Source organism: Microbacterium sp. DT81.1 (assembly GCF_049844955.1).
GTDB lineage: Bacteria > Actinomycetota > Actinomycetes > Actinomycetales > Microbacteriaceae > Microbacterium.
The window spans coordinates 806,906-830,893 of sequence record NZ_JBNCMA010000001.1 but is presented as its reverse complement, the minus strand read 5'-3'; the positions used below and the strand labels follow the sequence as shown (position 1 = coordinate 830,893).

General features: G+C 69.6%; 25 protein-coding genes and 1 pseudogene. 10 read left to right on the top strand and 16 right to left on the bottom strand.

Translation table 11 applies throughout. From position 1 onward, the window contains the following. Positions 1-92: 92 nt before the first annotated feature. Both ACLQ2Q_RS03875 and glgA read right to left on the bottom strand, forming a co-directional pair. On the bottom strand, positions 93-878 hold the full coding sequence (locus ACLQ2Q_RS03875) for an ABC transporter ATP-binding protein (RefSeq protein WP_425818118.1): 786 nt from the start codon (positions 876-878) through the stop codon (positions 93-95). 10 nt (positions 879-888) lie between these two features. Then, positions 889-2,136 carry a glycogen synthase gene (glgA, locus tag ACLQ2Q_RS03870; protein ID WP_425818116.1) on the bottom strand — a complete coding sequence of 416 codons (1,248 nt, stop codon included), beginning with the start codon at positions 2,134-2,136 and terminating at the stop codon, positions 889-891. A 45-nt stretch (positions 2,137-2,181) separates the two neighbouring features. On the opposite strand from glgA, the gene ACLQ2Q_RS03865 reads away from it, so the two are divergent. The 3 genes from ACLQ2Q_RS03865 (at position 2,182) to ACLQ2Q_RS03855 (ending at position 4,997) form a co-directional block, all read left to right on the top strand. Further along, positions 2,182-3,426: a glucose-1-phosphate adenylyltransferase gene (locus tag ACLQ2Q_RS03865; RefSeq protein ID WP_425818114.1), complete on the top strand. Its 1,245-nt coding sequence runs from the start codon at positions 2,182-2,184 to the stop codon at positions 3,424-3,426. Positions 3,427-3,552: 126 nt separating this feature from the next. Next, positions 3,553-4,224 carry a phosphoserine phosphatase SerB gene (gene serB, locus ACLQ2Q_RS03860; protein WP_425818112.1) on the top strand — a complete coding sequence of 224 codons (672 nt, stop codon included), beginning with the start codon at positions 3,553-3,555 and terminating at the stop codon, positions 4,222-4,224. Positions 4,225-4,298: 74 nt separating this feature from the next. Further along, positions 4,299-4,997 (top strand): alpha/beta fold hydrolase, encoded by a 699-nt coding sequence (locus ACLQ2Q_RS03855; protein WP_425818110.1) that lies wholly within the window; start codon positions 4,299-4,301, stop codon positions 4,995-4,997. Positions 4,998-5,051: 54 nt separating this feature from the next. Here the strand turns inward: ACLQ2Q_RS03855 and fabG are convergent, their stop codons facing one another. Then, a complete protein-coding gene (fabG, locus tag ACLQ2Q_RS03850) occupies positions 5,052-5,762 on the bottom strand; it encodes a 3-oxoacyl-ACP reductase FabG (protein ID WP_425818108.1) in 711 nt (236 codons plus the stop codon). A 143-nt stretch (positions 5,763-5,905) separates the two neighbouring features. Between fabG and ACLQ2Q_RS03845 the strand changes: the two genes are divergently transcribed. The 4 genes and pseudogenes from ACLQ2Q_RS03845 to ACLQ2Q_RS03830 all read left to right on the top strand — a co-directional run bounded on the left by ACLQ2Q_RS03845 (position 5,906) and on the right by ACLQ2Q_RS03830 (position 8,087). Beyond that, entirely contained in the window at positions 5,906-6,358 is a 453-nt protein-coding gene (locus ACLQ2Q_RS03845; RefSeq protein WP_425818106.1) for a DUF4190 domain-containing protein, read from the top strand. Positions 6,359-6,445: 87 nt separating this feature from the next. Beyond that, a complete protein-coding gene (locus ACLQ2Q_RS03840; protein ID WP_425818104.1) occupies positions 6,446-6,808 on the top strand; it encodes a DUF3099 domain-containing protein in 363 nt (120 codons plus the stop codon). Next, positions 6,805-6,999 (top strand): annotated as a pseudogene (locus tag ACLQ2Q_RS03835) (hypothetical protein); the annotation flags it as partial. The gene ACLQ2Q_RS03840 and the pseudogene ACLQ2Q_RS03835, both read left to right, overlap by 4 nt. Before the next feature lie 188 nt (positions 7,000-7,187). Further along, positions 7,188-8,087, top strand: a complete 900-nt coding sequence (locus ACLQ2Q_RS03830) for an SURF1 family protein (protein ID WP_425818623.1) — start codon at positions 7,188-7,190, stop codon at positions 8,085-8,087. Positions 8,088-8,097: 10 nt separating this feature from the next. Here the strand turns inward: ACLQ2Q_RS03830 and ACLQ2Q_RS03825 are convergent, their stop codons facing one another. Beyond that, the gene (locus ACLQ2Q_RS03825; RefSeq protein ID WP_425818102.1) at positions 8,098-9,696 is read right to left on the bottom strand and encodes an ABC-F family ATP-binding cassette domain-containing protein; all 1,599 of its coding nucleotides are present in this window, start codon (positions 9,694-9,696) and stop codon (positions 8,098-8,100) included. A gap of 194 nt (positions 9,697-9,890) precedes the next feature. Here ACLQ2Q_RS03825 and ACLQ2Q_RS03820 point away from each other — a divergent pair, with 194 nt between their 5' ends. Further along, on the top strand, positions 9,891-10,523 hold the full coding sequence (locus ACLQ2Q_RS03820) for a biotin transporter BioY (protein WP_425818100.1): 633 nt from the start codon (positions 9,891-9,893) through the stop codon (positions 10,521-10,523). A gap of 69 nt (positions 10,524-10,592) precedes the next feature. Here the strand turns inward: ACLQ2Q_RS03820 and ACLQ2Q_RS03815 are convergent, their stop codons facing one another. From ACLQ2Q_RS03815 to sufB, 12 genes are all read right to left on the bottom strand, one after another. After that, positions 10,593-11,633, bottom strand: a complete 1,041-nt coding sequence (locus tag ACLQ2Q_RS03815) for an ABC transporter substrate-binding protein (RefSeq protein ID WP_425818098.1) — start codon at positions 11,631-11,633, stop codon at positions 10,593-10,595. Between the two features lie 23 nt (positions 11,634-11,656). Continuing rightward, positions 11,657-12,478, bottom strand: a complete 822-nt coding sequence (locus ACLQ2Q_RS03810) for an ABC transporter ATP-binding protein (protein WP_425818096.1) — start codon at positions 12,476-12,478, stop codon at positions 11,657-11,659. Then, positions 12,475-13,494 (bottom strand): FecCD family ABC transporter permease, encoded by a 1,020-nt coding sequence (locus ACLQ2Q_RS03805; protein ID WP_425818094.1) that lies wholly within the window; start codon positions 13,492-13,494, stop codon positions 12,475-12,477. Before ACLQ2Q_RS03805 ends, ACLQ2Q_RS03810 begins: the two co-directional genes overlap by 4 nt. Next, entirely contained in the window at positions 13,491-14,501 is a 1,011-nt protein-coding gene (locus ACLQ2Q_RS03800) for a FecCD family ABC transporter permease (protein WP_425818092.1), read from the bottom strand. Before ACLQ2Q_RS03800 ends, ACLQ2Q_RS03805 begins: the two co-directional genes overlap by 4 nt. Further along, entirely contained in the window at positions 14,498-15,442 is a 945-nt protein-coding gene (locus ACLQ2Q_RS03795) for a siderophore-interacting protein (RefSeq protein WP_425818090.1), read from the bottom strand. Before ACLQ2Q_RS03795 ends, ACLQ2Q_RS03800 begins: the two co-directional genes overlap by 4 nt. Positions 15,443-15,539: 97 nt before the next feature. After that, positions 15,540-16,925: an MFS transporter gene (locus ACLQ2Q_RS03790; protein ID WP_425818088.1), complete on the bottom strand. Its 1,386-nt coding sequence runs from the start codon at positions 16,923-16,925 to the stop codon at positions 15,540-15,542. Then, positions 16,922-18,094, bottom strand: coding sequence for a MalY/PatB family protein (locus ACLQ2Q_RS03785; RefSeq protein WP_425818086.1), 1,173 nt, complete (start codon positions 18,092-18,094; stop codon positions 16,922-16,924). The genes ACLQ2Q_RS03790 and ACLQ2Q_RS03785 overlap by 4 nt, the downstream gene beginning before the upstream one ends. A 56-nt stretch (positions 18,095-18,150) precedes the next feature. Next, positions 18,151-18,480, bottom strand: a complete 330-nt coding sequence (locus tag ACLQ2Q_RS03780; protein ID WP_425818084.1) for a metal-sulfur cluster assembly factor — start codon at positions 18,478-18,480, stop codon at positions 18,151-18,153. A 9-nt stretch (positions 18,481-18,489) separates the two neighbouring features. Beyond that, entirely contained in the window at positions 18,490-19,260 is a 771-nt protein-coding gene (gene sufC, locus ACLQ2Q_RS03775) for a Fe-S cluster assembly ATPase SufC (protein ID WP_425818082.1), read from the bottom strand. Positions 19,261-19,262: 2 nt separating this feature from the next. Then, positions 19,263-19,589: a non-heme iron oxygenase ferredoxin subunit gene (locus ACLQ2Q_RS03770; RefSeq protein WP_425818080.1), complete on the bottom strand. Its 327-nt coding sequence runs from the start codon at positions 19,587-19,589 to the stop codon at positions 19,263-19,265. Then, the gene (gene sufD / locus ACLQ2Q_RS03765) at positions 19,586-20,770 is read right to left on the bottom strand and encodes a Fe-S cluster assembly protein SufD (RefSeq protein ID WP_425818078.1); all 1,185 of its coding nucleotides are present in this window, start codon (positions 20,768-20,770) and stop codon (positions 19,586-19,588) included. Before sufD ends, ACLQ2Q_RS03770 begins: the two co-directional genes overlap by 4 nt. Beyond that, on the bottom strand, positions 20,771-22,189 hold the full coding sequence (gene sufB, locus ACLQ2Q_RS03760; protein WP_425818076.1) for a Fe-S cluster assembly protein SufB: 1,419 nt from the start codon (positions 22,187-22,189) through the stop codon (positions 20,771-20,773). A 254-nt stretch (positions 22,190-22,443) separates the two neighbouring features. Here sufB and ACLQ2Q_RS03755 point away from each other — a divergent pair, with 254 nt between their 5' ends. Both ACLQ2Q_RS03755 and ACLQ2Q_RS03750 read left to right on the top strand, forming a co-directional pair. Further along, on the top strand, positions 22,444-23,457 hold the full coding sequence (locus ACLQ2Q_RS03755) for a COX15/CtaA family protein (protein WP_425818074.1): 1,014 nt from the start codon (positions 22,444-22,446) through the stop codon (positions 23,455-23,457). Between the two features lie 90 nt (positions 23,458-23,547). Then, on the top strand, positions 23,548-23,976 hold the full coding sequence (locus tag ACLQ2Q_RS03750; RefSeq protein ID WP_425818072.1) for a dinucleotide-utilizing enzyme: 429 nt from the start codon (positions 23,548-23,550) through the stop codon (positions 23,974-23,976). The last annotated feature ends 12 nt before the right edge of the window (positions 23,977-23,988 follow it).

The following is a 23,988-nucleotide window of genomic DNA, read 5'->3' as shown; positions in this document are numbered from 1 at the left end:
GGATGTGCGGCCCTTGAGGAGTTCAGGGACCCGTGGAAAGTCTGCGGTGCCGTGTGCACCAAGGATCGATCTTATCAGATGAAGCGCGGTGCTCAGGATGCTGCGCGGGCCGCATAGCGTCCCTCGTCGTGGGTGAGCACGATCGGCACTCCGAAGGTCTCGGTGAGCGACTCCGCCGTCAGCGTCTCGGCGAGCGGCCCGGCCGCCACGACGCCGCCGTCCTTCATGAGCAGCACATGCGTGAAGCCCACCGGGATCTCTTCGACGTGGTGCGTCACCATGATCATCGCGGGCGTCGTCGGCGCCTGCGCGTAACCGCCGAGAAGCAGGAGCAGCTCTTCGCGAGCGCCGAGGTCGAGACTGGCGGTCGGCTCGTCCAGCAGCAGCAGTTCGGGGTCGGTCATGATCGCCCGCGCGATCTGCACCCGCTTCTGCTCGCCGTCGCTCAGCGTGCCGAAGGTGCGATCCGCTAGGCCCTCGAGACGCCATTCGGCGAGCACGCGCAGGGCGCGCCGCTCATCGATGTCGTCGTATTCCTCGTTCCATCGACCGAGCACCGAGAACGCCGCGGTGAGCACGACGTTCAGCACCGTCTCTTCACCCGGGATGCGCTTGGCCATCGCGGACGACGCGAACCCGATGCGGGGCCGCAGCTCGAACACGTCGGTGCGACCCAGGCGCTCCTCGAGGATCGTGACCTCTCCCGAGGTCGGATGCAGCAGCGTGTCCGCGAGCTGCAGGATGGTCGTCTTACCGGCGCCGTTCGGTCCCAGGATGACCCATCGCTGGTCGTCGTCGACCGACCACGTGAGCCGATCGACGATGTTGCGGCCGTCCCGACGGACAGCGACGTCGGAGAACTCCAGCACGTGCGGCATGCCGCCAAGCCTATCGGCTCGTCGTTGCCGCTCCCGTGCCCGCCGCGGCGCGGGCGGCACTCGCGACCTCGGAGTAGAGCGCCTCTGTGGTGGCGGCGATCTGCCCCCAGCTGAAGTCGTTCGTCGCGCGCTCCCGCCCGGCCCGGCCGTACTCAGCAGCACGCGCCGGATCGCTGACCACCTCGGTCAGCACGCGGGCCAGGTCGTTCACATACCGATCAGGATCGACGGGCGTGCCGGTGCCGTCCTGCACCTGCTCGATCGGAACGAGCCGGCCGGTCACGCCGTCGACGACCACCTCGGGGATGCCCCCGGTCGCCGTGCCGACGACTGCCGCGCCGCACGCCATCGCTTCGAGGTTCACGATGCCGAGCGGTTCATACACCGACGGGCATACGAACGTCGTCGCCGACGAGAGGATCGCGCAGAGTTCGTGCCGGGGCAGCAGGCGGTCGATCCAGACGACGCCCGAGCGCGTCTCCTGCAGCTTTCGCACCCCCGCCTCCACCTCGGCCATGATCTGCGGAGTGTCGGGGGCGCCGGCGCAGAGCACGAGCTGCACGTCCGGGGGCAGCTGCTCCGCCGCGCGCAGCAGGTACGGGAGGCCCTTCTGACGGGTGATGCGACCGACGAAGACGATGGACGGCTTGGAGGGGTCGATGCCCTCGGCCTCGAGCACGGCGGCGTCCTCGACCGGACCCCAGGCATCCACGTCGATGCCGTTGTAGATCACGCGCACCTTGGCAGGATCGAGCGAAGGGTAGCTGCGCAGGATGTCGGCACGCATGCCCTCGCTCACGGCCACCACCGCGGCCGCCGACTCGTAGGCCGTCTTCTCGACCCAGCTCGAAACGGCGTAGCCGCCGCCGAGCTGCTCGGCCTTCCACGGCCTCAGCGGCTCGAGACTGTGGGCGGTGACGATGTGCGGGATGCCGTGCAGCATCGAGGACAGGTGACCGGCGAAGTTCGCGTACCAGGTGTGGCTGTGCACGACGTCGGCGCCGGCGACATCCGAGACGATCTCGAGGTCTGTTCCCATCGTCTGGATCGCGCCGTTCGCGCCGGCCAGTTCCGTCGGCACGCCGTACGCGGTCGTGCCCTCCTCGTCGCGCGGCGCGCCGAAGCAGCGCACCTGCACATCGAGCGGCCCGTCGGACGAATCGACCGCCCTGAGCGCCTTCACGAGTTCGGCCGCATGCACCCCCGCTCCGCCGTAGATCTCGGGCGGATACTCCTTGGTGATGATGTCGACGCGCATGCCAGAACGCTAGTACAGCGCGGCGGGGCGCTCTAGGGTGGTGCCATGCCTACAGCGCCGAAGGTCTTTGGAATCGTCCTCGCCGGTGGGGAGGGGAAGCGCCTCATGCCCCTCACCGTCGACCGTGCGAAGCCCGCCGTGCCCTTCGGGGGGCAATACCGGCTGATCGATTTCGCGATATCCAATCTGATCAACTCCGGCCTCAGACAGCTCGTCGTGCTGACGCAGTACAAGTCGCACAGCCTCGACCGGCATGTATCGCAGACGTGGCGGATGTCTGCATTGCTGGACTCGTATGTGACGTCCGTGCCCGCCCAGCAGCGACTCGGCAAGCGGTGGTTCAGCGGATCGGCCGACGCCATCCTGCAGAGCCTGAATCTGATCCGCGACGAGAAGCCGGACATCGTCGTCGTCGTGGGCGCGGACCACGTCTACCGGATGGATTTCCGTCAGATGCTCGACGCGCACATCGCGTCGGGCGCACGAGCCACGGTCGCCGGCATCCGGCAGCCGATCGAGCTCGCCAACCAATTCGGGGTCATCGACGTGCAGCCCGATGACGCCACGCGCATCCGGGAGTTCCTCGAGAAGCCGAGCGAGATCGAGGGGCTGCAGGACTCCCCCGGCGAGATCCTGGCGTCGATGGGCAATTACATCTTCGATGCCGACGCCCTCATCGAGGCGGTCGAGCACGACGGCGAGCTGCCCACCTCGAACCACGACATGGGCGGCGACATCATCCCGTACTTCGTCTCGCGGGGCGAGGCGGGCGTCTACGACATGAAGGCGAACGACGTGCCCGGTTCGACGGAGCGCGACCGCGACTACTGGCGCGATGTGGGAACGATCGACTCGTTCTTCGACGCGCACATGGACCTGATCTCGACGCTGCCCGTGTTCAACCTCTACAACATGGAGTGGCCGATCCACTCCCAGACGGTGAACTCGCCCCCGGCCAAGTTCGTACGGGACTCGATGGGGCGCATCACGAACACGATCGATTCCATCGTCTCGCTCGGATCGGTGCTCTCGGGCACGCATCTCGAGCGCAGCGTGGTGGGTCCGTGGACGCTGGCAGGCGGCGGATCGACCGTGACGGATGCCGTCGTCTTCGACGGGGTCCTCATCGGCAAAGGAGCCCGCATCCATCGGGCTATCCTCGACAAGAACGTCGTGCTCGATGACGGTGCGACCGTGGGCGTGGACCGCGACAGAGACCTGGAGCGCGGCTTCACCGTGACGGACTCGGGCATCACCGTGGTGGCGAAGGGCATTCACATCACGGCATGAACCGGATGCCGCGGTGCGTCAGGTACCTCCGCGGGACGCGCTGCCGTTTGCTGTTCGCGCGCCGCGATGTGACGCAGCGCGCGACGAGCACTGCAGCGCGAGTGCGATAGGTCGGCGTCGACGGCGATGACGGCCGTCCCGCTACGCTCTTGTGTCGTGCCCTCCCGACCCCTGCTCGTCGTGCTCGACGCCGACTCCACGCTCATCCGCAACGAGGTCATCGAGCTGATCGCCGACGAGGCCGGACGGGGACCCGAGGTCACCGCCGCCACCGAAGCCGCCATGCGGGGGGAGGTGGACTTCGCGGAGAGCCTGCGCACCCGAGTCGCCGCTCTCACGGGTGTGCCGGTGTCGGCGTTCGCCCACGTGATCTCGCGGATCGAGCCGACACCCGGTGTGCGGGAGCTGATCGCCGCCGTGCACGAGCGGGGCGGGACCGTGGGTGTGGTCTCGGGAGGCTTCCACGAGATCCTCGACGTGATCTGCCCCGATCTCGGAGTGGACATCTGGCGCGCCAACCGGCTCGGCGTGAAGGACGAGGCGCTCTCGGGGCTGGTCGATGGTCATATCGTCGATGGGTCCGCCAAGGCGTCCGCGCTGGTCGAGTGGGCCGCAATGCACGGCGTCCCACCCGGCGCCACGATTGCGATCGGGGACGGTGCGAACGACCTGCTGATGCTCGGCGTGGCGGGACTCGGCCTCGCCTTCAACGCCAAGCCGGCGGTCCGGGCGGCCGCGGACCTCGTCGTGGGTCCTCTCGACCTCCGTGAGGTCATCCCGCTGCTGCCTCCACGGTGAGAGGCGGGAGCAGCGGGGTCGTGGTCAGGGTTGTGATCGTGGCCGGTGTCGGAGGCGGGGCGTAGCGTCTCGGCATGGATGTTCTTCTGATTCCGGGCCTCTGGCTCGATGCGTCGTCGTGGGACGACGTGATTCCCGTTCTGCGTTCCGCTGGTCACACACCGCACCCGCTCAGCATGCCCGGCGTGGGCTCACCCGGTGACGAGTCCCGCGAGGTCGGGATGGGGGACTGGATTGACGCGGCGGTCGCCCGACTGGACGCGCTCACCGGACCCGTCGCGGTCGTGGGGCACAGCGGCGGCGGCAACGTCGCCTACGGTGCCGTCGACGCGCGCCCCGACAAGGTAGCGAGGGTGATCCTCGTCGACACCTTTCCGCAGGGCGACGGCGGCATCATCTGGGATGAGTTCCCCGAGGTCGACGGGGTCATCCCCTTCCCGGGCTGGGACGCCTTCGAGCAGAACGAGATCCAGGACCTCGACGACGATGCGCGCGCTCGGATCGAGCAAGTGGTCAAGACGGTCCCCCGCAAAGTGCCCGCCGACCCGCTCGTGCTCACGGACGTCCGCCGGCGTGAGGTTCCCATGACCATGATCACGTGCAGCGTCCCGTCCGGCGTGGTGCGGGAGTACATGGCTCAGGGTCCGCCATGGATTGCGGAGCTCGCCGCGATCGAAGATCTCGACCTGGTCGACCTGCCGGCGGGCCACTGGCCGCAATTCAGCCGTCCGACCGAACTCGGCGAGGCGATCGTCCGTTCGTTGACCGACTGACAGCGTGCATCGGCCCGCCCCCGGTTCGCACCGCGAACTCAGTCGACCGGATGCTCAGTGGCCCATGCCGAGGCCGCCGTCGACCGGGATCACGGCGCCTGAGATGTACGCCGAGGCATCCGATGCGAGCCACGTCACGACACCCGCAACCTCGTCGGCGGTCGCGAAGCGGCCGGCCGGGATGTTCCGCTTGTACTCCGCCTGCGTGTCTTCGGGCAGTGCGGCCGTCATGTCGGTCTCGATGAACCCCGGCGCGACGACGTTTGCGGTGATGCCGCGCCCCCCGAGCTCGCGGGTGAGCGATCGCGCGAAGCCGACGAGCCCGCTCTTCGACGCCGCGTAGTTCACCTGACCGGCCGAGCCGTAGAGACCCACGACGCTGGAGATGAGGATCACCCGGCCGAACCGAGCGCGCAGCATGCCCTTGGACGCGCGCTTGACGACGCGGAAAGCCCCACCCAGGTTGGTCGACACCACGCTGTCGAAGTCTTGCTCGCTCATCCGCATGAGCAGCGTGTCCTTGGTGATTCCGGCGTTCGCGACGACGATCTCGACGGGACCGAGCTGCGCCTCCACCTCGGTGAACGCCGCATCCACGGCAGCGGCATCCGTCACGTCCGCTCGCACGGTGAGCGTGCCCTCGGGTCCCTCACCGCTCCGCGCGGTCACGGCGACGCGGTAGCCTTCCGCGACGAAGCGCTCGGCGATGGCGCGGCCGATTCCTCGGTTTCCTCCGGTGACGAGAACGACGCGATCGCTGGTCATATGGGGTACTCCGATGCTCTGGGGAGGGATGAGGGCGGCGCCGGAGCGCTCGCGGCCGAGTCCGCACCAGCCTAGCGTCGCCTCACATTGACACCCCCGGTCCCCGCTGGAACGCTGTATGGAACAGCAACGAAAGGCACACCATGAGCGACAACACCACACCCGGCTCGAATCCCCCGCAGCCCCCCTCCGACCACCCGGGCGCTGCACCACAGCCCCCGGCCTACTCGCCTCCCGCCTACGGGCAGGCCCCGGCCTACGGCCAGGCACCGGCATACGGGCAGGCTCCGGCCTACGGTGCGTACGGCCAGGGCGCGCCGCCGAAGACGAACACGCTCGCCGTCGTGTCCCTGATCAGCGGGATCGCCGGCTTCGTCATCCTGCCCTTCATCGCGTCGATCGTCGCGGTCGTGACCGGGCACATGGCACTCGGTCAGATCAAGAAGACCGGCGAGCAGGGCCGCGGAATGGCCCTTGCCGGAACCATCATCGGATGGGTCGGCATCGCCCTGGCGGTGCTGGGCGTCATCATCCTGTTCGCGATGCTTCCACTTCTGATCGACATCGCCAACAACCCGCAGAACTACCGCGCTTAATCGCTCGCTGTCAGTCGTCTCGACGACGAGATACTCTCATGGTGCACCCGGCCTGCGTCGCTTCGCGCGGCGTACGCTGGATGTACCGTGAAATCCACCGCGAAGGCCCAATCCACGACGTCGGTGCCGCGTGCCCCGCACGAGGAGGCCGGAGCGCGCTTCACGAAGTACCTCGTCACGATGGGCATCCGCATCGCCTGCTTCATCCTGATGGTGGCGATCACGCCGTACGGCTGGTACACGTGGGTCTTCGGCATCGGGGCGATGGTGCTGCCCTACGTCGCCGTGGTGCTCGCGAACGTCGGCCAGGACACGCACATCTCCCGTGCCGAGAGCCCGTTCATCGCGATCGAAGCGCCTCTCCCCCCGGTCGAGCCACCGAGCGCGGCGCCGTCGGTCATCCGCATCGCCGAGGCGCCGCCGGCACCGACGGAACCCCGACAGGCCTGATCGTGGCCGCACCACCGGAGCAGCCCGTCTGCTCTCGCGCGGGCTGCCGCGCTCCCGCGACGCAGAGCGTGGCGTGGCGGAACCCCCGGATCCATACGACCGACCGCCGCAAGGTCTGGCTGGCGTGCGACGAGCACGCACCGTACCTGAGGGACTACCTCGCGGCTCGGTCGTTCCCCGTCTCGGTCTCGCCGTTCGTGGCGCCCCTTGATGGGGCTCCGCCCCAAACCCCCGGCTCGCTGACGCGCGCCCCTGATGGGGCTCCGCCCCAAACCCCCGGCTCGCTGACGCGCGCCCCTGATGGGGTTCCGCCCCAAACCCCCGGCTCGCTGACGCGCGCCCCTGATGGGGCCGACCCGACGGTGGTCGCGCCGTGAGCCTGCGGGAGGCCGAGGTCGCGCAGGCGCCGCGCCGGAGCGACACACGGCGCTCGGCTGCGCTTCGCTGGAGCGGGTACGTCGCGCTCGCCCTCGCGTTCGCGGTCGGCTGCTGGTTCCTCTCGCAGTGGCAGTTCGCGCGCAATGAGCAGCGCGCGGCTCAGTTGGACCTCGTGGCCGAGAACTACGACGCGGATCCCGTGCCGATCGGCGAGGTCCTGACCGGGCTGGTGGACTTCGACTCGGGCGACGAATGGCTGCCCGTGCTGCTCACGGGCGAGTACGTGGTCGAGGACCAGCTTCTCGCGCGCAACCGACCGCGCGGCGGCACCAGCGCCTTCGAGGTGCTGACGCCCCTGCGGCTCGATGACGGTCGGATCTTCATCGTCGATCGCGGGTGGGTGCCGCCGGGTGAGGGCACGGTGCCCGATGAGATCCCGGCACCTCCGACCGGCGAGGTGACCGTCATCGCGCGACTGCGCCCCGGCGAGGCGCTTCCCAGCCGTTCGGCGCCGGAGGGTCAGGTTCCCACGATCCACCTTGCGAGCATCGCCGAGGTCAGCGGGGCGAGCACCATCACCTCCGCCTATGGCCTGATGATCTCGGAGGACCCGGCTCCTGCCACCCGACCCAACGCGCTCGACGCGCCGACCGAGGACCCCGGACCGCACCTGTCGTATGCGATCCAGTGGATTCTGTTCGCTCTCATGGGCTTCATCTTCATCGGCTACATCATCCGCACCGAGATCAAGGTGCGCCGTGAAGACGCCGAGGATGCGGCTGCGGAAGCCGAACTTCCGGAGGACGCGCCGAAGCCCCCGCGTCGGCCGCGCACCCCGACCAGGCGTCGCGACCGCGACATGTCGGAAGAGGACGCGATCCTCGACTCGGCGGGCCGCTGACCCTTCGACATCAGGCGAGGGCGATGAGGTCCTGGTACTCGCGATTCCAGAGGTCCTCGACCCCGTCGGGCAGGATGAGCACGCGCTCGGGGTTGAGCGCCGATACGGCGCCCTCGTCGTGCGAGACCAGCACGACGGCGCCCTCGTAGTGCGCGAGCGCACCGAGGATCTCCTCGCGTGAGGCCGGGTCGAGGTTGTTCGTCGGCTCGTCGAGCAGCAGCATGTTGGCGGATGACACCACGAGCGTCGCGAGCGACAGGCGCGTCTTCTCGCCGCCCGAGAGCACGCCCGCGGGCTTGAGCACGTCATCCCCGGTGAACAGGAAGGAGCCGAGCACCTTGCGCGCCTCGGTGGCGCTGATGTCCGGCGCGGCGGACATCATGTTCTCGAGCACCGAGCGCGAGACATCCAGGTTCTCGTGCTCCTGGGCGTAGTAGCCGATCTTCAGCCCGTGTCCCGGCTCGAGCTGCCCGGTGTCGGGCTTGTCGACGCCGGCGAGAATGCGCAGCAGCGTCGTCTTGCCCGCGCCGTTCAGGCCGAGCACGACGACCTTGGAGCCGCGGTCGATGGCGAGGTCGACATCCGTGAAGATCTCCAGCGAGCCGTAGGACTTCGACAGCCCCGACGCCATGAGCGGCGTCTTGCCGCACGCCGCGGGCTTCGGGAACCGGAGCTTCGCCACGCGCTCCACCTGGCGCACCTCGTCGAGGCCGGAGAGCATCTTCTCGGCACGGGCGACCATCTGGTGCGCCGCCGCGGCCTTCGACGCCTTCGCTCCGAACCGGGCGGCCTGCATCTGCAGCTGAGTCGCCTTCTTCTCGACGTTGACGCGCTCCTTCTTGCGACGCTCCTCGTCGGCCACCCGCTGGCGCAGGTAGTTCTTCCAGTTCATGTTGTAGACGTCGATGACCTGTCGGTTCGCGTCGAGGTAGAAGACGCGGTTGACCGTCTCGCCGACGAGCTCCACGTCGTGGCTGATCACGATCAGCCCGCCCTTGTAGTTCTTCAGGAACTCGCGCAGCCACACGACGCTGTCGGCGTCGAGGTGGTTGGTGGGCTCGTCGAGGATCATCGAGTCCGCGTCGGAGAACAGGATGCGCGCCAGCTCGATTCGTCGGCGCTGACCCCCGGAGAGGGTGCGCAGCGGCTGGTCGAGGATGCGGTCGGGAAGCGAGAGATTGTGGGCGATGGATGCCGCTTCGGCCTCGGCCGTGTAGCCGCCGAGCCCCTCGAACCGCTCGGTCAGGCTGCTGTAGCGCTTCATCGCTTTGGCGGCGACATCCGGGTTCTCATCGCCCATCGCCATCGACGCCTCGTGCATGCCGAGCGCGATCGTGCCGAGGCCGCGCGCGTCGAGGATACGGGTGCGCGCGAGCATGTCGGGGTCACCGGTGCGGGGGTCCTGCGGAAGGTAGCCCAGCTCGCCGTGTCGCTCGACGCGACCGTCGGCCGGGAGCAGGTCGCCGGCGAGCACCTTCGTCAGCGTGGTCTTGCCGGCGCCATTGCGCCCGACGAGGCCGACCTTGTCGCCCGGCGAGACGCGGAACGACACGTCGGACATGAGCACGCGCGCGCCCACGCGGATCTCGAGGTCGTGAACGGCAAGCACAGCGAAACGTCCGTTCGTTCAGGGAGGAAGGTGAGGGGCGGCCGATCGGCCGACCTCCAAGTATAAGCGGCGATGGCTGGAAGCGGAGTGCGTCCTCGACGCCCGGGGCGCTGGAGATCCCTTACAGACGGCGCGCCGATCATTGGTGGACTCCATCCAAGATGTGCGGAGAGCCGCCCTCTAGGCTGAGTCCCATGTCAGCCATCGCCGTCGCCCCCTCGCCCCGTCGCGTCCTCGCCGATGTGATCGCCCGTCCCTCGTCACGGGCGCGGGCTTTCGCCCTCGACACGGCGCTCGTCCTCACGGGTGTCGCCCTGGTCGCGGTGCTCGCCAAGGTCTCGTTCTTCATCGGCCCGGTGCCCATCACCGGCCAGACGCTCGGCGTGATCCTCGTCGGCGCCGCGCTCGGCGCCAAGCGAGGCGCCGCCAGCCTCACGACGTACATGCTGCTCGGCCTCGCGGGGCTCCCCATCTTCGCCGGTCCGGTCGCCGGCCCCGCCTACGTGCTGTCGCCCTCGTTCGGGTTCATCGTCGGCTTCATCCCCGCGGCCTTCGTCGCGGGCTGGTTCGCCGAGCGTGCGTGGGACCGCAAGCCCGTGCTCGCCTTCGTCGGCTTCGTCGCGGCCAGCGTCATCCCGTTCCTCGTCGGCGTTCCGTACATGGCATTCATCCTCAGCGGCGTGATGGGTGTCGACATCACCTTCGCATCGGTCATGGAGGCCGGCGTGCTGCCGTTCATCGCCGGTGGCGTCATCAAGGCCGCCATCGCCGCCCTCGCCATCCCGCTCGCGTGGCGCGGTGTTCGCGCCCTCGATGCCCGCAAGTGAGTGCCGCGGCATCCTGAACGCGCGAAAGCCCCGGCGGGATGGCCGGGGCTTTCGCCATGTTCGAGCTGATCAGCCCTGAGCCGCCGCCGTGGCGGCCGCGAGCTGCTCGACCACCTGGGGCAGGATCCACGGGAGGGTCAGCGCCGTCGGCGAGATGGCGGCGACGTTCTCCTCTCCGACGATGGCACCCACGGCACCGGATGCCACGCCGGGGATGAGCTTCGTCCGGTCGGACGTGAGGAAGGTCTGCAGCTGGTCCTCGCTGTCCACCTGGGTGAAGATCACCTCGGCGTCGATCTGGTCGAGGTTCTCGCTGCTGACGGTGGTGTAGAACGTGGCTTCTCCGGTGTCGAGTGCGGTGACCGCTTCGGCGGTGACGAAGCCGAGGTCCTCGAGGATTTCCACGCGCGGGTCGGCCGGCAGGTAGAGGTAGAACGTGTCGACGTCGTCGGCCGCGTACGCGATCGTGGTGCCGTCGAACTCCGGGTGCTCCGCCGCGGCGTCGGCCACCTGCTGGTCGAGGTCGGCCAGCACCTGCTCCGCCTCCGCGTCCAGACCCAGCGCCTTGCCCGTCTCGGTGATGACTTCGCGCCACGGAGTGGACCAGAGCGCCTCTGCGGGGGCGAGGACGGGGATGCCGGCGCCGGTGACCGCGTCGTACTCCTCCTGCGTCAGACCCGAGTACGGCGCGATGAGCACATCCGGGTCCGACGCCAGCAGCTCTTCGACCGAGAGCTCGAAGGTGGCGTTGTCGAGGATCGCTGGCTCCTCGCCGCCGAGGTCGGCGATGGCATCCTCGACCCATGGCGTGATGCGGTTGTCACCCCCGCCGTAGTCCATCGAGGCGATCGCGACGGGCACGATGCCGAGCGCGAGCACCGCATCGGTGGCACCCCAGCCCCAGGTCGCAATCCGCTCCGGAGCGGACTCGATGGTCGTCTCGCCGTACATGTGCTCGAACGTGACGGGGAACGCGTCCGCCGAGCCGGCGGGGGCGTCGGAGGAGCCGGCGGTCTCGGTGCCGGGGGTGCCGGCGCAGCCGGCGAGGACCAGCCCGCCGGCCACCGTGAGCGCGGCGAGGGCGCTCAGGCGGGAGGTGGATGAGGACATGCGGGACTTTCCTTTCGGTCGCGTCATGCCTCGTCCGCGGCGGCGTGGGCGCCGCCGGGGACGGGGATGACGAGGGGGGTGGAGGTGAGGGGGTCGGGTATCACGAGGGCCTCGAGGTCGAACGCCTGCGACACCACCTCGCGGGTGAGCACCGCGGACGGCTCGCCGTGCGCGACGACCCGTCCCGCGCTCATCACGACGAGGTCGTCTGCGTAGCGTGCGGCGAGGTTGAGCTCGTGCAGCACGACGACGATGGTGGTGCCGTCTGTGCGATTCAGGGTGCGCAGCAGATCGAGCACCTCGATCTGGTGGCTCAGGTCGAGGAAGGTCGTCGGTTCGTCGAGGAGCAGCACACGGGGCTCCTGAGCGAGGGCCATGGCGATCCACACGCGCTGGCGCTGCCCGCCCGACAGGTCGCCGACCGGGCGATCGGCGAGGGCGCGGACGCCGGTCTTCGCCATCGCGTCATCCACCCGCGCCGTGTCCGCCGCGCTCCAGCGCTGGAAGAGCCCACGATGCGGGTGGCGGCCGCGCGAGACCAGCTCGGCGACCGTGAGTCCGTCGGGGGCGGTGGGATGCTGCGGCAGCAGGCCGACGCTCTGGGCGAACCGCCGGCGCGGCAGCGTCGAGACGTCGGCTCCGTCGAGTTCGACCGTTCCCGCAAGGGGTTCGTTGACGCGGGCGAGGACGCTCAGGAGCGTGGACTTGCCGCACGCGTTGGCACCGATGATCATCGTCATCCGTCCCGGCGCGAAGTCGAGGTCGAGGCCTTCGATGACGCGGCGGCCCGGATAGCCGGCGGAGAGACCTCTGGCCGACAGACGTGGGGCGGATGCCGTGGTCACAGGTGCCGTCCTTTCGATGTGGCGAGCAGCCAGAGCAGGAACACCGAGCCGATCGCGCCGGTCACGACGCCGACGGGAACCGAGACGCCCGGAAGAGCGAACTGCGCGACGAGGTCGGCCGCCGCGAGCAGGCCGGCGCCGGTCGCGGCGCTCGTGCCGATGCCGACCGCGCCGTGACCGAGAAGCGGCCGCGCGATGGCCGGGGCGCAGAGCGCGATGAAGGCGATGGGACCCACGAACGCGCACGTCACGGCGGTCAGCAGGACGGCGGTGAGGATCGTGACCAGCCGCACGGTCGAGGACCGCACCCCCAGCGACGCGGCCGTGGGCGCGCCCATCTGGGTGATCGGCAGCCAGCGCGCACACGCGACGACCGCCGGCGTAGCGATGACGAGGACGATGAGCACGGTGGCGACGTTCCACCACGGCGTCGATGCCAGGCTGCCGGTGAGCCAGATCAGGGCCGATTGGGCCAGTTCCACCTGAGCCCGCACCATCAGGTAATTCGTGATGGCGACGCTGAGGAAGGCGACTCCCACGCCGGCGAGGATCAGGCGATAGCCGCCGTCCGCGCGGTGCCGGCCGGCGAGCAGCAGGAATGCGGCGACCGCGATCCCGCCGAGGAACGCCGCAGCCGCGAGCAGCGGACCGCCCACGCCGAGGATGAGGAGCGCGAACACCGCTGCTGCGCCCGCGCCGCCGCTGATTCCGAGCAGGTCCGGGCTCGCGAGCGGGTTCCCCAGGAGGGACTGCAGCAGCCCGCCGGCCGCGCCGAGCGCGGCACCGACGAGAAGCGCCATCGCGAGCCGGGGCGCGCGCACTTGGAAGACGACGTACGACTCCACGCGCTCGCCGCCGCCCCAGAGGGTGCGCCACAAGTCAGCCGGCGCGATCCGGTAGTCGCCGATGGAGAGCGACAGCATCGCCACGGCGAGAACCGCGAGGAGGACCGAGACCACGACCGTGGTCCGGCGCCGACGGACGAGCGAGCGGATCTCGAGCACGGACGACGTCACAGCGTCACCCGCCCCGGCCGCAGCACGATGGAGATCAGCACGGGAGCGCCTACGAAGGCGACGACGAGCCCCGCCTGCACTTCGCCCGGCAGCGCGATCACCCGTCCGAGCACGTCGGCCGCGAGCAGCACCACGGCGCCCGCGGGGGCACCGATGGCCAGCAGCCAGCGGTAGTCGCCCCCGATGAGCGCTCGGAGTGCGTGCGGTACGAGCAGGCCGACGAAGACGATCGGCCCGGCGATGGCGGTCGCGCTGCCGCACAGCAGTACCGTCGCGACGATGCCGAGCGCACGCGTACGGGCGACGCTGTGCCCGAGACCGGTGGCCGTGTCGTCTCCGAGAGCCATGAGATCGAGCCCACGCGCCGACGTGAAGGCGATGATCGCACCCACGAGGAGAGGCAGGAGCACGACCGCGACGGTGTCGAGCCCGCGCGCCGTCAGGCCGCCGACCTGCCAGTAGCGGAAGACGTCGAACGCCGTGATGGAGGTGGTCAGGATCAGCATCGTGACGGCGGTGAGCCCCGCCGTCACGGCGGCGCCGGTCAAAGCGAGCTTCGCGGGACTGGAGCCGTCCGGACCGCGCGTTCCGATCGCCGCGACGACGACGGACGCGACAGCGGCGCCCGCGAAGGCGAACCACACGAAGCCGGAAGGCGCGGTGATGCCGAGGAGCGTGATCGCGGCGAGCACGGCCACCGACGCGCCGGCGTTGACGCCGAGCAGACCGGGGTCGGCGAGCGGGTTGCGGGTGAGACCCTGCATGAGCGTGCCCGCCAGGGCGAGGGCGGCTCCGGCCAGCACCCCGATCGCCGTGCGCGGCACGCGCTGGCCGAGGATCACGGTGTGGTCGGCGATCGACATGTCGGGCCGCAGCAGGGCGTCGATCACCACCGCGGGCGCGACGGGCCGCGCTCCGATCGCCAGGCTCGCACCGATCAGGAGCAGGAGCAGCGCGACCGCGAGAAGCAGCAGCAGACGCCCTCGTCGATCGCGAGCGGTGGTCATTCCTGGCGCTCGGACTGGCCCAGGCGCCAGTAGCCCATGAAGGCCACGCGCTTGCGATCCACCCCGCACCCCTGCACCAGGTGACGGCGCAGGCCCTTGACCATGGCCGCCTCCCCCGCCATCCAGGCGTAGAACTCGCCGTCCGAGTCGTCCGGGCTGTCCCACAGGAGATCGACGTCGACATCGACCTCGGCGAGTTCCTGACGCCGGGGGGACGCCGCGGCGGCGAGGACGTCCGCCGCTCCGGAGCTCCAGCCGGTGACCGCCTCGGTGAGGGCGGCGCCGTGCGCACGGTCTCCGCGCGCGAGCCACGTGACCCGGAAGCCGGTCGGCAGGTCGACCTCGAGGAAGTCGTCAGCGGTCGGAACCTCGATGAACGCATCGACGGCGTAGGACTCGTCGAGCGATTCGAGGATCGAGCAGATCGCCGGAGCGGCCGTCTCATCGCCCGCCAGCACGACCCGGCGGGCGGTGCCGGGGTGCCAATCGAGTCCGAGTCGGAAACCCTCGCTTCGCTGATCGGGTCCGACGACCACGATCTCCTGACCGACCGCGGTCCGCTCCGCCCAGCTGCCGGCCGGACCGGCGTCGTGGTGCACGACGAAGTCGACGAGCAGCCGGCGGGCGGCGGGATCGACCCGGCGGACCGTGTACGTGCGCAGAGGGCTGCGCGTCGCGGAGGGGATCTCCCGCCACGCGGTGTACCAGTCCCCCGCGTCGATCGCCTCATCGTCGTGCTGACCGATGTCGCTGAGCGTGCCGTCCTCGAGCGGCAGGATGAGCTTGACCCGCTGGTCGAGACCCGCCGTGCCGAACACCTCGAAGTCGGGACCCGTGAAGGCGACGCGCACGAAGTGCGGGGAGAGCCGTTGCACCTCGGCCACCGTCGCGGCATAGGGGCGGTACGCGGGGCGCGTGCGGAGTGCGGTGGAAGAGCTCACCCAGTAAGGGTAGCCTTACCTCTCTTCGGGGGCCAAATCCCGGCGTGTCACTCGACCGGGCGGCTCACTCGACGGCGACTTCGTGGAACGAGGCCCTTCACGCGGCGCGGACCGCGGAGGCCTCGTGCGCGTGCCCGAGCCGCAGACCGGGCACGAGCGCGACGAGGGCGAGACCGGTGGCGAGGGCGAAGACCGCCGGGAACCCGGCATCCACCGTCTGGAGCGCCGTGAAGACGAGTCCCATCACCGCGATGGAAGCCGATGCGCCGATGGAGTCTGAGATGGACAGCGCCGACGAGTTGAAGCCCTGGTTCTGCGGCGTCGAGTACGCGAGCGTCAGCACGGTCAGCCGGGCGTACATGAGTCCCATGCCCGCGCCGGCGAGCGTCCAGCCGGCGATCAGCACCGCCGGCGGCAGACCGAGCAGCGCCGTCGCGCACGCGGTGGCGGTGGATGTCGCCAGAAGCGTGATCCCGATCAGGGTGATCCGCCTGTTGCCCAGCCGGTCGCCGAACCGCCCCTGCACGTCGGCGAACGCGGCCCACGCCAGGGCCGCGACCGTCAGACCGAGGCCGGCCAGCGTCGGTGAGAAGTCGTAGCGGTCGATGAGCAGGTAGGGCACATAGATCTCGGCGCCGAACAGCGTTCCGGCGATGAGTCCTCGCATCAGCACGACGCTCGGCAGCCCCCGACCCGCCCGCAGGGTGTGCGGAGGCAGCAGGCGGCGGGCGGCGAGGCCTATGAGAACGAGGGATGCCGCGGCCACGGCCCACCCGAATGCCGGCACTTGGCCCGACAGGCTGAGAGCGAGGGCGCCGACCGCCACCACGACCGCGAGTCCGAGGCGGGTTGCCACCCCGCCGCTCTGCCCCGTACCGTTCGAGTGCATGTCGACGCCGCGCAGCGTTACCACGACCATCGCGAAGGCGACCGCGGTGAGCACGGCGACGCCGAGGAAGACCCAGCGCCAGTGCAGGAACTCGGCGACGGCGCCCGCGAGGAAGGGCCCGACCAGCGACGGCACGACCCATGCCGCCGCGAAGGCGGCGAAGACGCGGCCGTGCAGGGCCGACGGATAGACCCGGGCCACCACGACGTAGAGCGCTACCGTCTGACCGCCGGCTCCCAGCCCCTGCACGAGGCGGCCGAGCACGAGGAGCTCCATCGTGGGTGCGAGCCCGGCGATGAGCAGCCCCGCCACGAACAGGCCCGTCGCCGCGGAGAGCGGCGGCATGGGGCCGGCCCGATCCGACCACGCGCCGGTCGCGACCATCCCGATCACGCTGGTGGCGAGGGTCGCTGAGAACGCCACCGCGTAGAGCGCCGCACCGTCGAGTTCCCGGCTCACCACAGGCATGACCGTCGTGACGGCGAGTGCCTGCACGGCTGCCAGCAGGACGAGCGCGACGGAGCCGATCGTGACCCAGACGACGCGAGGGTCCCAGATTCCGGTCGGCTCCTCGCGGGTGCGCTGCTCGGTCACGAGTCGACGAGCGTACCCACGCGCTCCATCGCCTCCCGCAGCACCTCGGGCGAGCAGCCGAAGTTGACGCGAACGTGCCCGACCCCTTCTTCGCCGAACGCCGGCCCGAAGTGGAACGCGACCTTCGCGTCCCGGAGGATGCGCTTGGCCGGGTTGCGTCCCCAGCCCAGAGCCGTGAGGTCGACCCACGCGAGGTAGCCCGCATCCGGCGCGATGTACCGCGCACCCGGCAGGTGCTCGGCCAGCAGATCCGCGAGCAGCCGGCGGTTCTGATCGAGCGTCATGAGCAGCCCGTCGAGCCACGCATCGCTCTCGGGAGAGAGTGCCGCCACGCTCGCGAGCATCCCGAGCTGGGACGTGCGCCACTCGACCTCCACCGGCATCCCGCGCACGATCCGGCCGGGCCGCTCCCCCGCGGTCACCATGACGGCGCACTTCAGGCCGGCGAGGTTGAAGGCCTTGCTCGCGGATGCCACGGCGAAGCCGATCTCGCGAGCCTCGGGTGCGGCATCCAGGAACGGGGTGAACGGCACCCCCGGCTGAGTGAGCGGCGCGTGGATCTCGTCGCTCACCACGCGAACGCCGAACCGCGCGGCGAGGCGGGCGAGGGCCGCCAGGCTTTCGCGCGAGTGCACGGTTCCGGTGGGGTTGTGGGGGTTGCAGAGCAGGAAGGCGCGGGCTCCCGCGGCGAACGCCGCCTCGATCCCGTCAAGGTCGAGCTCCCAGCCGGTCCCGGTGCGCAGGAGCGGGACGCGCTCGTCCACGGCGCCCGCCTCCTCGATCAGGTCGTAGAACGGCGGGTAGACCGGCGGGGTCACCACGACACGGTCGCCACGGTTTGTGATGCGGCGCAGGATCTCTACGATCCCCAGGCTCACGTCGGCCGTCGAGCGGACCATCGCGGGGTCGACGGTCCACCCGTAGCGCCGCTGCGCGAACTCCGCGTAGGCCCCCGCCAGCGGGTTGCGGGATGCCGTGTAGCCCGTGTCTCCGAGGTCAATGGCGCGGTGCAGGGCGGAGCTGATCGCGGGCGCCAGGGGGAAATCCGTCTCGGCGACGAACATCGGGAGGACATCCGCGTCGTATTCGCGCCACTTCTCGCTCGTCCGCTCACGGAGCCGCTCGAGCGGCAGTGCCTGGACGGGTTCGGTGCGGGCGTCGATCGTCACCACACGAGCCTACGGCGTGCCTTCGCCGTTGGGCCTGCCCTGAGCTTGTCGAAGGGTCAGATCGCGAAGCCGAGCGCGCGCATCATGTCGCGACCGTCGTCGGTGATCCGCTCCGGACCCCACGGCGGCATCCACACCCAGTTGATGCGGAACCGGTCGACGACGTCATCCAGGGCCTGCGCCGTCTGCTCCTCGAGCACATCGGTCAGCGGGCACCCCGCGCTGGTGAGCGTCATGTGGATGACGAGCGCGTCGTTCTCGTCGTCCCAGCCGAGGTCGTAGATGAGCCCGAGGTCGACGACGTTGATGCCCAGCTCGGGGTCCATGACGTCCTTGAGCGCCTCGGTCACCTCGTCGAACTTCTGCGGTGTGAGCGTCGCGTTCATACGGCGATTCTACGCTTCCACATCTGTGACGGCCTCGAGGTACCTGTCATAGCCCTCGTCCTCGAGCCGGTCTGCGAGCTCGGGCCCGCCCTCTTCGACGATGCGCCCGCCGATCATGACGTGCACGAAGTCGGGGTGGATGTAGCGCAGGATCCGCGTGTAGTGCGTGATGAGCAGCACGCCCAGATCGGTCTCGGCCTTGGCGCGGTTCACGCCCTCCGAGACGATCTTCAGCGCGTCGACATCGAGGCCGGAGTCGGTCTCGTCGAGGACTGCGATCTGCGGCTTGAGCAGCTCGAGCTGCAGGATCTCGTGACGCTTCTTCTCGCCGCCGGAGAAGCCCTCGTTGACGTTGCGCGATGCGAACTTCGGGTCCATGCGCAGGTTCTTCATGGACTGCTTGACGTCCTTGGTCCACGTGCGGATGGGCGGGGCCGCACCGTCGATCGCGGTCTTGGCCGTTCGGAGGAAGTTCGTGACCGTGACCCCGGGGATCTCCACCGGGTACTGCATCGCGAGGAAGAGTCCGGCCCGGGCGCGCTCGTCGACGGTCATCGCGAGCACGTCGTCGCCGTCGAGCGTGATCGAGCCGCTCTGCACCTTGTACTTGGGGTGACCGGCGATCGTGTACGCGAGGGTGGACTTTCCGGAGCCGTTGGGGCCCATGATGGCGTGGGTCTGTCCGGTGCGGATCGTGAGCGTGACGCCGTTCAGGATGGGCGTGGTGCCGGCATCCGTCTCGACGGTGACGTACAGATCGCGGATCTCGAGCACTGCCATGTTCAGACTTCCTTCGTGACGTTCGGATCGATGAGCACGTCGTCGCCGTCGATTTCGACGACGTAGACGGGGACGGGCTCATACGCGGGGAGGTTCAGGGGGTGGCCGGTGCGCAGCGAGAACGCGGAGCCGTGGGCCCAGCACTCGAGGCTGTCGCCCTCGACGAAGCCCTCGGCGAGGGAGATGTCGCCGTGGGTGCAGGTGTCGCCGATCGCGTGCACCTCGCCGGCGGAGTCGAGGACCACGGCGATCGGCACCTTCTTCACGACGACGCGCTTGGGCGTGTCCTGCTCGAGTTCGCTGAGTGAGCAGACGCGGGTCGCGGTCACAGCGCCGTACCTTCCATGAGTTCGGCCTCGATGGCCGCCGACAGTTCTGCTTCGAGCTCGGGGATGGCGATGCGCTGCACGATCTCGCTGAGGAAGCCGATGACGACGAGTCGACGGGCCTCCTCTTCGCTGATGCCGCGCGCCTGCAGGTAGAACAGCTGCTCATCGTCGAAGCGCCCGGTGGCGCTCGCGTGCCCGGCTCCGCGGATGTCGCCGGTCTCGATCTCGAGGTTCGGGATGGACTCGGCGCGAGCGCCGTCGGTGAGCACGAGGTTGCGGTTGGCCTCGTACGAGTCGGTGCCGACGGCATCCGGCCCGATCAGCACATCGCCGATCCACACGCTGCGAGCCCCCGCGCCCTGCAGGGCGCCCTTGTACAGCACGTCGCCGCGGGTCTCGGCGCCCTTGTGGAAGAGGTAGACCTGGCTCTCGAGGTGCTGGCCGGCGTCCGAGAAGCTCAGGCCGTAGAGCTCGCCCTGCGAGCCCGTCCCCGCGAGCTCGACGCTCGGGTTGACGCGGACGACGCCGCCACCGAAGCTGACGACGATGTGCCGGAGCGTCGCGTCGCGATCGACGCGGGCCTGGTGGGATGCCGCGTGCACCGCGTCATCCGCCCATTGCTGCACCGTGATGACCGTGAGATGGGCGCCGTCGCGGACGAGGATCTCGACGTTGGCGGCCACCTGCGCCGACCCGCTGTGGCGCAGCAGCACGATCGCGTGGGAGTTCGGCTCGGCCTCGATCAGGACGTTGGCGTGCGTGAGCCCGCCGTTGCCGTGCACGTCGACGACCACCGGCTCGGAGAGCTCGGCGGAGGCCGGGATGCGGACGTGCAGCGCCTCCACGGCACGCTCCCAGGCGATGGCGGCGGCCAGGTCCTCGGGCACGAAAACCTCGCCGCGGGGCGCATCCGCCGCGCGCTTGGGCGCGGCGACGACGCCATCCGGTGCGGTCACGGTGACCGTGACGGCCTCGGCATCGCCGTCGACGTTCTCGAACAGGGGCGAGAGGCGGTCGACGGGGGTGTGCTTCCAGTTCACCTCACGCCCGCTCGGCCGCTCGAAGTCAGCGGCGTGGAACGAACGAGGGCGCTCTGATCGGGTCTGGATCGGAGCCCAGCCGCCGTCGGAGTGCGCCGTCGAGCCCGGCACCGGGGCGGGTGCCTGTGTCGTGGTCGTCATCTAGCCGACCGATCCTTCCATGCCCATCTCGATGAGCTTGTTCAGTTCGAGCGCATACTCCATCGGCAGCTCGCGGGCGATCGGCTCGATGAAGCCGCGCACGATCATGGCCATGGCCTCGTCCTCGGGCATGCCGCGGGACTGCAGATAGAACAGCTGCTCCTCGCTGACCTTCGAGACGGTGGCCTCGTGACCCAGCTGCACGTCGTCGACGCGGATGTCGATGGCCGGATACGTGTCGGAGCGCGAGATCGTGTCGACCAGCAGCGCGTCGCACCGCACCGTGTTCGCCGAGTGGTGCGCATTCGCATCCACCCTCACCTCACCGCGGTAGCCGGCCCTGCCGCCGCCGCGTGCGATCGACTTCGAGACGATCGATGACTGCGTGTAGGGCGCCATGTGGATCATCTTCGCGCCGGCGTCCTGGTGCTGACCGGGGCCGGCGAAGGCCACGGACAGCGTCTCGCCCTTGGCGCGCTCGCCGACGAGGAAGATCGACGGGTACTTCATCGTGACCTTCGAGCCGATGTTGCCGTCGATCCACTCCATCGTCGCGCCCTCGTGCGCGATCGCGCGCTTGGTGACGAGGTTGTAGACGTTGTTCGACCAGTTCTGGATCGTCGTGTAGCGAACGCGCGCGTTCTTCTTCACGATGATCTCGACGACGGCCGAGTGCAGGGAGTCGCTCTTGTAGATCGGGGCGGTGCAGCCCTCGATGTAGTGCACGTACGAGCCCTCGTCCGCGATGATCAGCGTGCGCTCGAACTGGCCCATGTTCTCGGTGTTGATGCGGAAGTACGCCTGCAGCGGGATCTCGACGTGCACGCCGGGCGGCACGTAGACGAACGATCCGCCCGACCAGACGGCCGTGTTGAGGGCGGCGAACTTGTTGTCACCGGAGGGGATGACGGTGCCGAAGTACTCCGTGAAGAACTCGGGGTGCTCGCGGAGCGCGGTGTCGGTGTCCATGAAGATGACGCCCTGCGCCTCGAGCTGCTCGTTGATCTGGTGGTAGACCACCTCCGACTCGTACTGCGCCGCGACACCGGAGACGAGACGCTGGCGCTCGGCCTCGGGGATCCCGAGGCGCTCGTACGTGTTGCGGATCTCCTCGGGGAGCTCCTCCCATGAGCCTGCCTGCTTCTCCGTGGAGCGCACGAAGTACTTGATGTTGTCGAAGTCGATCTCGCTGAGGTCGGCTCCCCAGGTCGGCATCGGCTTGCGCTCGAAGAGCTGCAGACCCTTCAGGCGCGCCTTGAGCATCCACTCCGGCTCGTCCTTCAAGGTCGAGATGCCGCGCACGACGGCCTCGCTCAGTCCGCGCTGGGCGATCGCCCCGGCGGCGTCGGCGTCGTGCCAGCCGAATTCGTAAGTACCGAGCCCCGCGAGCTCAGGTCGGTCGATGAGCACATCAGACATGACGTCACACTCTCCTCTAGGCCTCAACGGTGTCATCCGCCCCGACATCCGAGACCACGAGGTTTCGTGGGGGTGGATGCCGCTGGTGGGCCCTTCTCCGAGGCGCAGTCTCGCGCGCCTACACTTGAAGCGATGCGTCGAACGCTCAGCGCGCGCACCGCAACACCTCGATTCTACAGGTTCCGCCCCCTCCGCCGGGCGGGCACCGGCCCCTCCCGCAAGACGTGGAGGGCAATCCCAGGAGGCTTCACCCGATGACCGACGCCGGTGGCACGACCCAGCGACCACGGCTCGGCGCCCGCCTCTGGGCGTGGCTGCCCGATCGCATCGACCGCCGCGTCGTCGCGGCCGCGTGGGCGACGCTCGTGGTGCAGATCGGCATCGTCGGCACCGGCGGGCTCGTCCGGCTCACGGCATCCGGACTCGGCTGTCCCACGTGGCCGCAGTGCACCGACGGCTCCTTCGTGCCGACGCCCGAGCTGGCGGCCCACGGCGCGATCGAGTTCGCGAACCGCATGCTGACGTTCGTGCTGGTCGCCGTCGCGATCCTTATGTTCCTCTTCGTCGTTCGCTTCCGGAGCGAGCGCCGGGACCTGTTCTGGCTGGCGCTGTCGATCGGCCTCTACGTCCCCTTGCAGGCGATCATCGGCGGGATCACGGTGCTGACGAACCTGAACCCCTACGTCGTCGGCCTGCACTTCTTCGCCTCGGTCGTCCTCGTCGCGCTGGCGACCGTGCTCGTCTACCGGGTGTACACCGCACCCGGCGCGCGCACCTCGGCGGTTCCGCGCTGGTACGCGGCGGTGACGCATCTCACGAGCGCCGCCGTGCTCGTCACCGTGCTCGTCGGCATCCTCGTGACGGGCGCCGGTCCCCACGCCGGCGATGCAGGCGCGGCGCGCAACGGCCTGGACCCCGAGCTGATGCAGCACCTGCACGCGTGGCCGGGCTACGTCACCTTCGGGCTCACCGTCGTGCTGCTGGTCGGAGCCCTGCGCGTCGCCCCTGCGCTCCGGCTCTGGGTCGGGCTGCTCCTCGCGGTCGAGCTGGTGCAGATCGCCGTCGGTCTGCTGCAGGCCCGCACGGGCCTGCCGATCGTCCTCGTGAACATCCACATGGTGCTCGCCGTCTGCCTCGTCGCCGCGATGACGGCGGTCGTGCTGCACCTGAAGGCGCCCGTTCCCGCCGGACGAGCTGTCCTCGACCCCGACATTCCGGACCTCGACCGGGCCTCCGTCGCATCCGGCCGGCGCACAGCCAACCCATAGTCCGCGCACACACACCGCACGGAGGCGCGCGGAATCGTGGTGCACGCCGCGGGCAGTACGCCCCCGGAATCCCAACCGAAGGAACGTCACATGAACACCGCACGCCCCTCACTCACGCGCAGCATCCCCTTCTGGGCTCTCGTCGTGCTCTCGATCGCCGCCGTGGCTTACGGTGCGTGGTTCTCGCTGTCGCAGATCACCGCGATGACGGCCGCGCTGAGCGGCCCTGCGCCCACCCCCGCCGACGTCTACGGCCCGCAGTCGCTCGTCATCGTCGGCGCCGTCGTGCTCGGCGCCGGACTCGTCGGCATCCTGCTCGCACTCTCGATCGCCACGCTGCGGGCCCTCGTTCCTTCCGAGCCCCTCGAGGTGGTCGACATCGAGCAGGTCGACGCCCACGCCGGACCCTGGGATGCGGCGCCGACCGGCGACCTCGTGGCGACCCCGGCCCCGGCGCCTGTCGCGAGCCCCTCTGCGGACACCGTCGATGACGCACCGCCCGCGCCGCTGACACGCTGACCCGCTCATCGG

Excerpts from the sequence above, each read along its gene's own strand:
- ACLQ2Q_RS03875 (WP_425818118.1), bottom strand. The coding sequence starts at position 878 with ATGCCGCACGTGCTGGAGTTCTCCGACGTCGCTGTCCGTCGGGACGGC.
- glgA (WP_425818116.1), bottom strand. The coding sequence starts at position 2,136 with ATGCGCGTCGACATCATCACCAAGGAGTATCCGCCCGAGATCTACGGC.
- ACLQ2Q_RS03865 (WP_425818114.1), top strand. The coding sequence starts at position 2,182 with ATGCCTACAGCGCCGAAGGTCTTTGGAATCGTCCTCGCCGGTGGGGAG.
- serB (WP_425818112.1), top strand. The coding sequence starts at position 3,553 with ATGACGGCCGTCCCGCTACGCTCTTGTGTCGTGCCCTCCCGACCCCTG.
- ACLQ2Q_RS03855 (WP_425818110.1), top strand. The coding sequence starts at position 4,299 with ATGGATGTTCTTCTGATTCCGGGCCTCTGGCTCGATGCGTCGTCGTGG.
- fabG (WP_425818108.1), bottom strand. The coding sequence starts at position 5,762 with ATGACCAGCGATCGCGTCGTTCTCGTCACCGGAGGAAACCGAGGAATC.
- ACLQ2Q_RS03845 (WP_425818106.1), top strand. The coding sequence starts at position 5,906 with ATGAGCGACAACACCACACCCGGCTCGAATCCCCCGCAGCCCCCCTCC.
- ACLQ2Q_RS03820 (WP_425818100.1), top strand. The coding sequence starts at position 9,891 with ATGTCAGCCATCGCCGTCGCCCCCTCGCCCCGTCGCGTCCTCGCCGAT.
- ACLQ2Q_RS03815 (WP_425818098.1), bottom strand. The coding sequence starts at position 11,633 with ATGTCCTCATCCACCTCCCGCCTGAGCGCCCTCGCCGCGCTCACGGTG.
- ACLQ2Q_RS03800 (WP_425818092.1), bottom strand. The coding sequence starts at position 14,501 with ATGACCACCGCTCGCGATCGACGAGGGCGTCTGCTGCTGCTTCTCGCG.
- ACLQ2Q_RS03780 (WP_425818084.1), bottom strand. The coding sequence starts at position 18,480 with ATGAACGCGACGCTCACACCGCAGAAGTTCGACGAGGTGACCGAGGCG.
- sufC (WP_425818082.1), bottom strand. The coding sequence starts at position 19,260 with ATGGCAGTGCTCGAGATCCGCGATCTGTACGTCACCGTCGAGACGGAT.
- sufD (WP_425818078.1), bottom strand. The coding sequence starts at position 20,770 with ATGACGACCACGACACAGGCACCCGCCCCGGTGCCGGGCTCGACGGCG.
- sufB (WP_425818076.1), bottom strand. The coding sequence starts at position 22,189 with ATGTCTGATGTGCTCATCGACCGACCTGAGCTCGCGGGGCTCGGTACT.
- ACLQ2Q_RS03755 (WP_425818074.1), top strand. The coding sequence starts at position 22,444 with ATGACCGACGCCGGTGGCACGACCCAGCGACCACGGCTCGGCGCCCGC.
- ACLQ2Q_RS03750 (WP_425818072.1), top strand. The coding sequence starts at position 23,548 with ATGAACACCGCACGCCCCTCACTCACGCGCAGCATCCCCTTCTGGGCT.